This window comes from Neisseria subflava (assembly GCF_024205705.1).
Lineage (GTDB): Bacteria > Pseudomonadota > Gammaproteobacteria > Burkholderiales > Neisseriaceae > Neisseria > Neisseria subflava_D.
Window position 1 is genome coordinate 458,869 of sequence record NZ_CP073115.1, and the last position, 12,449, is coordinate 471,317.

The 12,449-nt window shown below is 46.2% G+C and carries 9 protein-coding genes and 2 pseudogenes; 5 read left to right on the plus strand and 6 right to left on the minus strand.

Going from position 1 to position 12,449, the window contains the following annotated elements:
- Complete coding sequence (locus KCG54_RS02260) at positions 1-507, plus strand: thioredoxin family protein (RefSeq protein ID WP_107768910.1); 507 nt, start codon at positions 1-3, stop codon at positions 505-507.
- A gap of 114 nt (positions 508-621) precedes the next feature.
- Here KCG54_RS02260 and lapB read toward each other — a convergent pair whose 3' ends face one another.
- Together lapB and KCG54_RS02270 are read right to left on the minus strand one after the other, a co-directional pair.
- Positions 622-1,791 carry a lipopolysaccharide assembly protein LapB gene (lapB, locus tag KCG54_RS02265; RefSeq protein WP_003684462.1) on the minus strand — a complete coding sequence of 390 codons (1,170 nt, stop codon included), beginning with the start codon at positions 1,789-1,791 and terminating at the stop codon, positions 622-624.
- Positions 1,792-1,816: 25 nt separating this feature from the next.
- Positions 1,817-2,140, minus strand: coding sequence for a LapA family protein (locus KCG54_RS02270; RefSeq protein ID WP_107768909.1), 324 nt, complete (start codon positions 2,138-2,140; stop codon positions 1,817-1,819).
- A gap of 213 nt (positions 2,141-2,353) precedes the next feature.
- On the opposite strand from KCG54_RS02270, the gene ilvE reads away from it, so the two are divergent.
- Together ilvE and KCG54_RS02285 are read left to right on the plus strand one after the other, a co-directional pair.
- The gene (ilvE, locus tag KCG54_RS02275; RefSeq protein WP_254324527.1) at positions 2,354-3,352 is read left to right on the plus strand and encodes a branched-chain-amino-acid transaminase; all 999 of its coding nucleotides are present in this window, start codon (positions 2,354-2,356) and stop codon (positions 3,350-3,352) included.
- Positions 3,353-4,428: 1,076 nt separating this feature from the next.
- A pseudogene (locus tag KCG54_RS02285) lies at positions 4,429-6,668 on the plus strand (right-handed parallel beta-helix repeat-containing protein).
- Positions 6,669-6,759: 91 nt separating this feature from the next.
- Here the strand turns inward: KCG54_RS02285 and metE are convergent.
- The 3 genes from metE to iscX form a co-directional block, all read right to left on the minus strand.
- Complete coding sequence (gene metE, locus KCG54_RS02290; protein WP_254324530.1) at positions 6,760-9,036, minus strand: 5-methyltetrahydropteroyltriglutamate--homocysteine S-methyltransferase; 2,277 nt, start codon at positions 9,034-9,036, stop codon at positions 6,760-6,762.
- An 89-nt stretch (positions 9,037-9,125) separates the two neighbouring features.
- Positions 9,126-10,007: a methylenetetrahydrofolate reductase gene (gene metF / locus KCG54_RS02295; protein ID WP_049323818.1), complete on the minus strand. Its 882-nt coding sequence runs from the start codon at positions 10,005-10,007 to the stop codon at positions 9,126-9,128.
- Between the two features lie 169 nt (positions 10,008-10,176).
- Entirely contained in the window at positions 10,177-10,374 is a 198-nt protein-coding gene (gene iscX, locus KCG54_RS02300) for a Fe-S cluster assembly protein IscX (protein WP_003682097.1), read from the minus strand.
- A 299-nt stretch (positions 10,375-10,673) separates the two neighbouring features.
- Between iscX and KCG54_RS02305 the strand changes: the two genes are divergently transcribed.
- Positions 10,674-11,294, plus strand: a complete 621-nt coding sequence (locus KCG54_RS02305) for a hypothetical protein (RefSeq protein ID WP_254324531.1) — start codon at positions 10,674-10,676, stop codon at positions 11,292-11,294.
- Between the two features lie 158 nt (positions 11,295-11,452).
- Here KCG54_RS02305 and KCG54_RS02310 read toward each other — a convergent pair.
- A pseudogene (locus tag KCG54_RS02310) lies at positions 11,453-11,839 on the minus strand (transposase); the annotation flags it as partial.
- Between the two features lie 253 nt (positions 11,840-12,092).
- Between KCG54_RS02310 and KCG54_RS02315 the strand changes: the two are divergent.
- Positions 12,093-12,206 (plus strand): Com family DNA-binding transcriptional regulator, encoded by a 114-nt coding sequence (locus KCG54_RS02315; RefSeq protein WP_254324532.1) that lies wholly within the window; start codon positions 12,093-12,095, stop codon positions 12,204-12,206.
- Positions 12,207-12,449: the final 243 nt, after the last annotated feature.

Genomic DNA, 12,449 nt, shown 5'->3' on the forward strand with positions numbered 1-12,449 from the left:
ATGGCCACTTATACAGAATATTTGGATTTTGATACCGAAGAAGACAAATTGAAACAACAGCAGCTCTATCAGGCGACCGAGCTGTCGGCGCAAACGGCAGCGGCGGTCAAAAAGATCAGCCGTCCGCAAAACTGGCTGCTTGCCGCTGCGCCATATTGTCCCGATTGCCGCGTATTTGTGCCGTTTATTCAAAAAATGGCGGAGCTGAACCCCAATATCCGCGTCAACTATATTGCCCGCAGCAATTTTGACGACAGCAGCCGTTTTGATAATCCACGCCAACAGGAAATCGTCCGCGCCAATCAAAAAATTCCTGCGCTGTTTTTGATGGGTCATGAAGAGGAAGGGCCTGTGTTTAACGAGTTTCCGAAAGTGGTGTTAAACCAAATTGCGGCAGATGAAACCCGTCGCACAGAATTGCGCGATGCGTACCGAGCAGGCGAATTTAATGCCGATATTGAGGCGCAGATTGTAGCGGCGTTGGCATGGGCAGAGCAGCGTTGTTGAGCAGATATTGCTGGTGTGTACAGCCATGTTTTGAACTGCTTTGATATTTTGCTTTGTCATAAAAAGGCCGTCTGAATAGATTTCAGACGGCCTTTTTTAATGCTTAACGCTTTATCAAATCTCGATTTTATTCGGCGTAAAGGTTTGCCATTTGTTGCAGGCTGGGCAATGCCAGAAGAAGACTTGGGATTTGAAGTGGCAGTTGCGGCAGCGGTACATGACGCTTTTTTGCAGCTGGCGGCCGATAATCGAACGAATCATATCGGTATCGGCTTTCCACTCCGGATTCATACTGCTGAGTTTCAAGCCAAGCAGGCGGTACACGCCGTTGAGATCAGGTTTTTGACGGACGAGTTCGACAGCGATTTGCGCCGCTTCAGTTTCGCCTTTAAGCAGCAGGGCCTTCTCGTAGATGACATTGATCAGGTCAAGATCGGGGAAGGTTTGCATATAGCCGATAAGGCGGTTGAGGCCTTCTTCCTGTTTGCCTTGTGCGGCATAGGCTTCATAGAGTTTCTCGCCGACCATGCTCAAATAGGCATGGTTTTGCTGTTCGATGGCGGAATACGCTTCCACGGCGGCAGGGAAGTTGCCCTGACGGTATTCGATGTCGCCGAGAATGATGTTGGCGCGCGTACATTTTTTGTTGGCTTCGAGTGCTTTGCCGATGTTGTAGCGTGCGGCATCGAAGTTGGATTTGAACAGAGCGGCTTGGGCGATTTCGCAATAGAACTGTGCGATTTCAAACTGGTAGGTCTGTTCGTCATGGCTCAAGAGCTGCGCCATTTCGATGGCTTTTTCCCAGTCGCGGTCTTGTTGGTAGATGCTCAAAAGGTGTTGTCGGGCTTCGCGTGCCATATCGCCTTCCTGCAAGCCGAGGAAGATTTGTTCGGCACGGTCCACCAAGCCTGCGCTTTGGTAGTTTTGCGCCAATTCAAAAAGCACGCGCGCGCGTTTTTCGTTGACTGTGTCGGGCGAATCGAGCAGGGCGCGGTGCATATTGATGGCTTTGTCGTTTTCGCCGCGTTGGCGGTAGAGCTTGCCTAAGGTCAGGTTCAAGTCATATGACTGCGGCTGCTGGTCGATGACTTCTGCCAATTCGCGCGCGGCGCGGCCGCTGTTGCGGTCAACGAGGGCGTCAAGGCTTTTGTAAAAGCCGGCCGGTATGCTTTTGGCCTGTTTCAGGACGGTCTTCATATCGACGCGCGCGGCAAACCAGCCCATAGCGAAGAAAACGGGGAGGAGGACGATGGGCAGTAAGATGACCCACAATTCGTTGTCCATGGTATTCCTTTATTGATTGGTGGCGTTACGCTTTGGGAGTGGCTTCGGAAGTCGTTGCCGGTGTTTCGGTTTTGACCGGGGTCAGGTCTTTTTCGGAAAGGTGGGCGTATTTTTTCACTTCGGCACGCAGGCGGTTGTTTTCGCTGCGCAGGGTCAGCAGACGGCCGAAGAGGGCAAACATACCGAACACGATGCCGATAATAAAGGCGCCGAAAAGCACGACAATCAGCGGCAGATTGACGTTTTGGCCGGGCAGGTAGAAGAAGGATACGGTGTGGGTATTGGTGATGGCCAGCAGGAGGAAAACAAGAAGAATCAGGATTTTGATGATGGTAGAGATGAGTTTCATGGGTTGCTCCGGGTGGGCCGCGGTTGGGGCAGGCCGTCTGAAAAATGGTATCAGTTTAAACGATTTGCCGGATTTCGGATAGGACGGCATGTTTCAGACGGCATGGGAAGGGTATCTTTAATGCTGACGGGTACTTGTCAAACCCATATTGAAAGGCGTATTGTTCAGTCTTTAGTTATTATCTTACAAATCAGAATAAGAAAGGCAATCATCATGAGCAGACCAGTCCCAGCCGTATTCGGCAGCGTTTTCCACGCTGAAATGCCCGTTATCGCTTATCGTGAAGGTAAATGGCAGCCGGTAGAATGGCAATCTTCCACAGACCTGACAATCGCCCCTGGCGCGCATGCTTTGCATTACGGCAGCGAATGTTTTGAGGGTTTGAAGGCATTCCGTCAGGCAAACGGCAAAATCGTGATGTTCCGCCCGACCGCCAACATCGCGCGTATGCAGCAAAGCGCAGATATTCTGCACCTGCCTCGTCCTGAAACGGAAGCTTATTTGAATGCTTTGATCGAATTGGTCAAACGTTCCGCCGAGGAAATCCCTGATGCGCCAGCTGCGTTGTACCTGCGTCCGACTTTGATCGGTACCGATCCTGTGATCGGTAAAGCTGGTTCTCCTTCTGAAACTGCTTTGCTGTACATTCTGGCTTCTCCTGTCGGCGACTATTTCAAAGCCGGTTCGCCCGTTAAAATCTTAGTTGAAACCGAACATATCCGCTGCGCCCCACATATGGGTCGTGTGAAATGCGGCGGCAACTACGCTTCCGCCATGCCTTGGGTATTAAAAGCCAAAGCCGAATATGGTGCAAACCAAGTGTTGTTCTGTCCGAATGGCGACGTTCAGGAAACCGGCGCGTCTAACTTTATCCTGATTAACGGCGATGAAATCATTACCAAACCGTTGACAGACGAATTCCTGCACGGCGTTACCCGTGATTCCGTACTGACAGTTGCCAAAGATTTGGGCTACACCGTTACCGAACGCAACTTTACCGTTGATGAGCTGAAAGTAGCTGTGGAAAATGGCGCAGAGGCGATTCTGACCGGTACGGCTGCGGTTATTTCTCCGGTAACTTCTTTCGTGATTGATGGCGAAGAAATCGAAGTGAAGAGCCAAGAGCGCGGTTATGCAATCCGTAAGGCGATTACTGACATTCAATACGGTTTGGCAGAAGACAAACATGGCTGGTTGGTCGAAGTTTGTTAAATAGAACGCATTCAATAAAAAAGGCCGTCTGAAATATTTTTTCAGACGGCCTTTTTTATTGGATTTTAGAGAGGGAAGACAAATAATAAAATGCTAAATTTTACAAACAAACGGTAGCATTTTAAGATAATCGGTATATAATGCGCAATTATGTTGTAAAAATACACATTGAAAATATCGAATTTTATTGATTTTTCGATGAAGTTAAAAACATTTATAGATATTTATTTTGTATATTTTGTAAATTTAGTTAAATGGGAAATGCTAAAAACATATTGTGTTAGAATTCCCCTCCTTTTTGGCTTCGCGGTATTAACTCTGTCACGCCAAAAAGAAAAACAATGCAAGATAAAACCATTTTTATTTTGCTATAAAAATCAAAAATAACTTAACTTTGGATGAACTAATTAATTAAAAAGGGACTCTGATACATTTTCCGTCAAAAATAACCGGACACATGGTACGCGGACAGATTGCCTATAAAAGCCATCCAAGGGTTCTGTCCAAACACCATTACCGTTTTCAATCAGAAAATCGGCAGAAGGGGAAACGCTGCCGAGTTTCTCAAAGTGGCTAGCTTTATACAGGCAATTGCTGTTACGACAGAATCCGTCTTACCTCTTTATTCATCGAACTTTTTTGTTGCACGCTTGTGCGGTGGAAAAGGACGATATTTGATACAAGGAAATACGCTGATTATGTCACATAAACTTGCCCCTCTTGGCCGTACCCATATCCGTCAAGGCTCCTCAACTCCTGAAACCACTTCCGAATCATCTTCTCCTCTAAAAGAATGGATACACACCCAAAATTTTGGGGGAAGTCCGTCTGTTTTTCCTGAACCCAAGCAATTAAGCGGTAAAAATACTGTAACGAGAGATGCGGTTCATGTGGCTGAGGCGGCAAGATTGAACAGTACCTCATCATCTTCAGACGGCGTTGTAACAAAAATGCGTGTCGTACGGGCCAGTGTTGCTTCTGCAAGTAACGTTTCTGGTAAAAATACCATTACGTCTAAAGTAACGGACAAACAGGTTGTTTCAAAAGAGCCGGTAAACAAACCGGTTAATCAATCGATGGAAAAAATTTTGGCTGAAAAGCAAAAAAAATACGAAGAGGCTAAAGCAAAAAAAATAGCCGAAGCCGCCACAGCCAAAGCAAACGCCGTCGAGCATGCAAAAGAAGCGCATAAAGCAGCAGTCGAAAAAGCGATTGCAGAGCGTAAAGCCAAACAAGACGCTGCCCGCAAAGAAAAAGAGGCAGAAGACAGAATTGCCGAAGGAAAAAAACAGTCGAAATTGTGCATAAAAAGATTTTGAACGATTCAGACGGCCATAACAAAGTCGTGAGCGTTTCTTCCGGCAAAAAAACAGCCATGAGTCACGATAGCCACCTCAGTTCAGTCAAAGAAAACAAAATTGACGATCATACCGAAAACAGGGCAGGTGTCTCTGGAAAATACCGCGTGTATCAATCTAAAGAGTATGGTAATTATGTTCGTGTGAATGATTTTGGTGCCGATGCGCAGGGTAAAAAAGACAGCCTTCAGGCATTTAAAGCGGCTTTAGAAGCTGCTCATAAAGAAAAAGCCATGGTCTTCTTGGATGGTACCTACTATATTTCCAACCAGATTGTGATGGATAAAACCGTTTCCGGCGCACGCGGTTTGTTTGGTTCGGGGATGGGTAAAACCAAAGTAACGTTTGATAAGGCGCAGACAGGCGTGTTCAATCCGAACACCAACCATGATGACATTCGCCAATTTGCCGGTATCTTGATCGATGGACAAAACAATAAAACCATTGCCAACTTGTCGGTTCAATATACCAACCCTGATTTTTACCGCAAAGGCTTAAGCTATTTTGGCAAGGTAAACGGCATTTTGGTGAACGATGCGGACAATACTTTAATCAGTAAAGTAGAGGTTTCCGGTGCCAATCGTGCTGGTGTGATGTTCACGTCGACCGCTTCTTTGGAAAAGGAAAAAGGTCAAAAGCTGACCTTTAAAGAGCGCGTACAAAGCGGCGAAATTGATGAAAAATATGAAGCGCTGCCTTTGGGTGAAAACAACCGTATTGTTGATTCGTATCTGCACCACAACCGCGTTGCCGGTGCGCTGATCGGTTTCCAACAAAACTTTATCGGCGAGGGCAACCGTTTGGATTGGAACGGCCACGAAGCGGACGGCGGTACCGGCTACGGTATGGCTGTGGTTGCGGGCAGCTACAATTACGGTGTCACATACCGTAAAAACACGACCAACCACAACTACCGCAAAGGCTTGGATGTGCATGATGGTACAGGCATTGTCATTGAAGACAATGTGTTAACAGGTGACCGGCTGTATGGTATTGCTGCTTACAACCGCCAGTTTTCTATGGATAAAGTCAAAATTACCGGCAATACCATTATCCAAGACCCGAGCTTCCGTTTGAATGTTGATGATGACTTGGGCAAGTACTACCACATGTATTCAGGTATCCAGGTGCAAACCAATACCCAATACAAAGATTTGTACTCGGCTAACAAAGGCTATTTCGATATCAGCAATAATGTCATTAAAAATCTGACAGTTTATCAAAACAATATTCAGACCTACGCGATTGAGTTCCGTAACCATGAAAGCAAAATGGATTACACGCTCAATATGGCAAACAACAAGATCAGCGGCGAATCCACCAAATATCTGATTGCCGTTATCAACGATACCTACGACCGCGTTTTATCTAAAAACGGCATTGGTAGTGGTACCATTACTATTAGCGGCAACGATGCCGATATCGGCAAGATTATGAAAGGTGCAGTACCGGTTTATGTGGAAGAACATCATGGCAATGTCGCTATGCATGGTGCGGTGACCATTCACAACAACAAAATTTCCGTGCGTGAAAAATCTGACGGCTATGTCGAATTTGCTTATTTGAAAAGTAATGCCAAAGAGTACAACATCACCAATAACACATTAAAACTTGGTGGTGCCCTGGATGATGTTTTGGTAGACGTACACAGTACCAGCCCTAAGGGCAAGGCATCTTTAAATGTAGCCAACAATAAAATCATGACGGACATCAAAGACGAACTGTATGATTCATGGTTGCGCTTTGAAAATAACATCAAAACGTATTCAGAAGGCAATAGCCATAACGGCGAAGCGCTGACAAAGGTGAATACGACCGGCAGTAAAGTTGTTTTGAGCGATATCTTGTCAGAAGCCAGCTATATTGTCGCAACAACTAAAGATACTGTGTATCACCATACTAAGAATGTGTATACATCAGGAGTGGAAGAACATCATACAACGACAGGGATTTTGTAAGCTGTTGAAGCTGTAATCTTTATGGTTTAAATATCGATAAAGAAAAAAGGCCGTCTGAAAATTTTCAGACGGCCTTTTCATCTAACTCACATTATTTAGCCAGTTCGGCACGCAGTTTGTGGGTTACGTTCATCATTACTTGGAGTTGTTCCAAAGTTTCTTTCCAGCCGCGTGTTTTCAGGCCGCAGTCCGGGTTAACCCACAGACGTTCAACCGGTACAACCTCGATGGCTTTGCGCAACAGGTGCTCAACTTCAGCTTCAGTCGGTACGCGTGGGCTGTGGATGTCGTAAACACCTGGGCCGATGTCGTTCGGGTATTTGAACTCGCCGAACGCAGTCAAGAGCTCCATATCGGAACGTGAAGTTTCGATGGTGATGACGTCAGCGTCCATAGCGGCGATGGCTGGCAGGATGTCGTTGAACTCAGAGTAGCACATATGAGTGTGGATTTGGGTGCTGTCTTCGCAACCGGTAGAGGACAGGCGGAAAGATTCGCCGGCCCAGTCCAGGTAGGCATCCCAATCGGCACGTTTCAAAGGCAGACCTTCGCGGATAGCAGGTTCGTCAATTTGGATGACTTTAATGCCGGCTTTTTCCAGATCCAATACTTCGTCGTTCAGAGCCAGTGCGATTTGTTTGCACACGGTAGAGCGAGGAATGTCGTTGCGGACGAAAGACCATTGCAGGATGGTAACAGGGCCGGTCAACATACCTTTCATCGGACGTTTGGTCAGGCTTTGAGCGTAAGTAGACCAAGCCACGGTCATGGCTTCAGGACGGCTTACGTCACCAAAGATGATAGGTGGTTTAACGCAGCGTGAGCCGTAGCTTTGTACCCAGCCGTATTGGGTGAATGCAAAACCGCTCAACAGTTCGCCGAAGTATTCAACCATGTCGTTACGCTCGGCTTCGCCGTGTACCAGTACGTCCAAGTCCAGTTTTTCTTGCTCTTCAACCACCAAGGCGATTTCTTTTTTCATCGCGGCTTCGTAATCAGCGGCAGACAGTTCGCCTTTTTTGAAGGCGGCGCGTGCGTGGCGGATTTCGTTAGTTTGAGGGAAAGAACCGATGTTGGTAGTCGGCAGCAGAGGCAGGTTCAACCATGCTTGTTGCGCTTTGATACGGTCGGCAAATGGAGATTTGCGTTGGTCTGCGTTGGCAGGCAAATCGGCCAGGCGTTTAGCAACGTCTGCACGGTGGATTTCGCTGCTGTTGGCACGGGAGTCGGCAGCTGCTTGGCTGGCGGCCAGTTCTTCGGCAACAGAATCACGGCCTTCGTTTAATGCGGCTTTCAGAACGCGCAATTCTTGGGTTTTTTGCAGGGTGAATGCCAACCAAGAGTACAGATCAGGTTTGTTGGCTTTCAGTTTTTCTTCAACTGACAAGTCAAATGGAGTGTGCAGCAGAGAGCAAGAGCTGGAGATCCACAAACGGTCGCCCAGTTTGGCTTGCAGAGGCTCGACAGTTTCCAACACTTTGTTCAGGTTGGCGCGCCAAATGTTGCGGCCGTCGATAACGCCGGCAGACAGAACTTTGTCGTAGTCGGCAAATGCGTCCAGTTGTTCAGGAGCGCGTACCAAATCGATGTGCAGGCCGTCAACAGGCAGGGATTTCAGCAAAGCCGCGTGTTCGGCAACAGAACCGAAGTAAGTGCTCAACAGGATTTTGGCGCTTACTTTGCTCAAAGTAGCGTAAACGTCTTTGTATGCTTCTACCCATTCTTTAGGCAGGTCAACAGTCAAAGCTGGCTCGTCGATTTGAATCCACTCGGCACCGGCTTCAACCAAAGCAGTCAGGATTTCAACGTAAACAGGCAACAGTTTAGGCAACAGGCTCAGACGGTCGAATTCAACAGCGCCTTTTTCTTTACCAACCCACAGGAAAGTCAACGGACCAACAACGGTTGGTTTGGCTTTCAAGCCCAAAGCTTGGGCTTCTTGCAGTTGTTGAACGTAGTGTTTGGCGTTGGCTTTAAATTCGGTATCGGCGTGGAATTCAGGCACCAAGTAGTGGTAGTTGGTGTCGAACCATTTGGTCATTTCGATAGCGAATTGGTCTTTATTACCACGGGCCAGTTGGAAGAATTGTTCCAAAGACAGGTTTTGGCTGTCGAAGCCGAAGCGGGCAGGGATGGCACCGGTGGCAACTTGCAGGTCGAGGATGTGGTCGTAGAAAGTGAAATCGCCTGCAGCAACGAAATCAGCGTTGGCAGCAGCTTGGTGTTTCCAGTTTTTCTCGCGCAAGTCTTTAGCAACAGCCAGCAATTCTTGCTCGCTGATTTCTTTGCGCCAGTATTTTTCTTGTGCGAATTTCAATTCGCGGAAGGCACCGACGCGCGGGAAGCCTGAAAAATGTAATGTTGTCATGTTAACTCTCCTAGTTGGAATTTTGAATCAGGCCGGTATGGCCTGAATGTTCGATATTGTAAATCAGAATGGTGAGGCCGTCTGTTTTATTAACGGGGGCGCACACCCAAAATATGGCAGATGGCGTAAGTCAGTTCGCTGCGGTTGAGGGTGTAGAAGTGGAAGTCTTTGACACCTTCGCGCGAGAGGACTTTGACCATGTCGATGGCGATGCTGGCGGCAACAAGGTTGCGCGTGCCTTGGTCGTCATCCAAACCTTCGTACATTTTAGACAGCCAGCTTGGGATTTTGACGTTGGTCACTTGGGCCATTTTGGTCAATTGTTTGAAATTGGTTACAGGCAGGATGCCGGGAACAATTTCAACGTCAATGCCCATCATCACGCAACGGTCGCGGAAGCGCAGATAGCTTTCCACGTCGAAGAAGAATTGGGTAATAACGTGGTTGGCACCCGCATCGATTTTGCGTTTCAGATTGATCAAGTCGGCTTGGGCAGATTTGGCTTCCGGGTGCACCTCAGGGTAGGCCGCTACGGAAATGTCAAAGTCGGCAACGGAGCGCAACAGTTTGACCAAATCTTCGGCATAGAAAGGTTTTTTCTCATAGCCGGGCGGCTCGTCACCACGCAGGGCAACAATGCGGCGGATGCCGCTGTCCCAATAGTCTTTGGCGATTTGACGCAACTCGTCAGGGCTGGCATCGATACCGGTCAAGTGAGGGGCTGCGTCAAGACCGGTTTCTTGTTTGATGCGTTTAACGATACTGTGTGTGCGATCGCGTTCGCCGGAGTTTGCACCGTAGGTTACGGAAACGAATTTCGGATGCAAAGTTTGCAGGCGATGGATGGAATCCCATAGCATGGTTTCCATTTGTTCGTTTTTCGGCGGGAAAAATTCGAACGAAACATTGATGTCGCCTTTCAAATCAGAAAGGCTGTTGTTTAAAGCGGCGATTTCTCTAGCGTGATTCATGCTTATGCACCTTCTGCATATCTTTTATTTGTTGTCAGACTGCATAATAAATTTGAGGTTAGTATGAGTCAATTTCGAAATTTTCCGAAATTGTATGAATAGATTTAATAAAGACCTCAGGCCGTCTGAAAAATAGCCTGAGGTCTTGTTTGATGTAAGGGAAGAAAGCTTATTCTGCTTCATCTATCCATGCTTGTTGCACAGCTTCGAGAATACGCTCGCCGCAACGCGCTGGGTCATCGTCAAATTCAGGCAAAGCCATAATCAGATCACGCAGTTGGGTAAAGCGTACGGTTTTCGGATCGATGCTGTCTCCGTGTAAGTCGTAGAGTTCTTCGGCGATGCGTTGGGTATCTGTCCATTTCATGATGTGTTCCTTTATTGAGTTTGGGCTATTAGTAATTATTTTAATCAAGAAGAAGTCGGACTGCCAGATTGTTTTACAGAAGATGGGCAGATAAATGATGGCGCTATTTTTTAACAAAATAGCATAGTTGCGTTAAAATACGGCAAGACACTTAAAATTCACGGCAATCTGCCGTTTTATACTTTCTATTCCGTTTTGAATGATTTGGTTTTCATGCAAAATTTACATTTCGCTATGCAACCAAATTTTTTGGAACGGCTCTTAAGACAATCCATCGCTTAAAAATAAAAGGAAAAAAGATGAATAACGCACTCAACGCCAAGCTGTCCAAACTGATTTACGCGCTCGCTTCCGATGATCCGGAATATCTGTCTAAAGCAGGCGCATTTGACCGTTTGCTGTTGTTGGTTCGTGAACTTTATCGGATGCTGGACGAAACAGAAGGTTTGAAGCAGCTGGTGTTCCGTCTGTATTACGGCAAGCATTATGGTTTGATTAAACTGGATGCCGCTTCACCCAATGACGATGCAGGCGCATTGAGGTTGAAACGTTGGATGGTTTATTCGCGTATCGCAGAGCGTATCGAAAATTGCGGCAAGCATTTGTCGGTCGTACTTGAAGATGCAGTGTTAGAAAATGGCGCGGACAAATCTCATTATATAGATGAAGCCAATGCCATTATCGAGCGTTTCGGTTTGGTAAGGGATGAGGCAGCACTTTCGGCGATTGAGGCAGAGGAAGCGTTGAAAACAGAGCAAGAGTTGCAGGCGACAAGCGAGCCTCAAAAATCTGCTCCTAAGCATCACGGCAATATGCATCAAATCAGAATTCAAGAAAAAATCGAAAATTATTCTGCTACTCAGAAGGTGGCTGCTATGCAGATTTCGCGTATGCGTTTTATTTTTCCTCATATCGAATAGTTTGGGATGTAATGAAAAGATGATATATTGACCTGTCAATTATTAAAATAGGTTAATTTATTATATTTATGTTTTTAATAGATATTTAATTATTGCATTTTCCACAGAAACGACAAAGAACGGCTGTTTTTACAGCCGTTTTGTTTTGTATAAATTCGTTAAACCGTCTGATGTCGCGCTTTATCAAACGGCTTTTTAGACTTGTGTATATAAAATGCGATTTTTGCCAATTTCTGCATTAGTGCAACGATGATTATCATCTTAGGCTTTTTTGCCGCTTCTAAATTTCTGACAAGTTGAGGGAATGCATTCATGCGGTAGGCAACAAGGGCAGGCATGAACAAGGCACGTTTTAATTGGCGGTTTCCGTATCGGCTCAATCTACCTTTTTTATTGACACTTGTTCCTGATTGTTCAATTTTTGGACTTAGACCGGCAAAGGCTACAAATTTATTCGCTGTTTCAAAATTTTTATCTGTGAGGTGTCTTAGTAGGATCACTGCGGTTTCTTTCCCTATTGTCGGTATGGTTTGTAGGTTTTGATAACGTCTTAAAATAATTATGTGCCGAACGTATCATCGCAAAAGCGAAAGAGTTGCGCTATTTGTAGGCAAATATAAATAAAAGGCCGTCTGAATAAGGCGGCCTTTGGGAGGATTTTAAATATAAGTGGGACGGCGACGTAACAGTGCGGCAACACTGTTACGCCAGCCAAGCAGAGCATACCTGCATTGACTTCTAAGGCCGCCTTAGTCTCTAGAGATCGAGGCATTCTATCTGATACAGGAGTGGATGCAAATGCAAATCTATCGTGAATTACGCTGTAAGTTTTGTGGGAAATTGCTGGCAAAAGGCAGCGGTTGTGTACAAATAAAGTGCACTCGTTGTAAAAGCATCAATTCTTTCAGCTAATTAATAAATCAAAAGAATGCCTTTGAGCATCATATTAAATCTGATTTAGAGCATCGCGAATGCCATAATTCAGGAGTATATATGATGCAAAAAATGCAACAAACATTACCTGAGACCTTTGCAAAATTCCTTCCTCCCCCGATAACCGAAACCCCAATACAGTTTTTCGGCTGTTTTCGTTTCAAATATCCACTGATTCTACCCAAATTCCCCCTTAATCCCCCTTGGATACCTGATTAATCA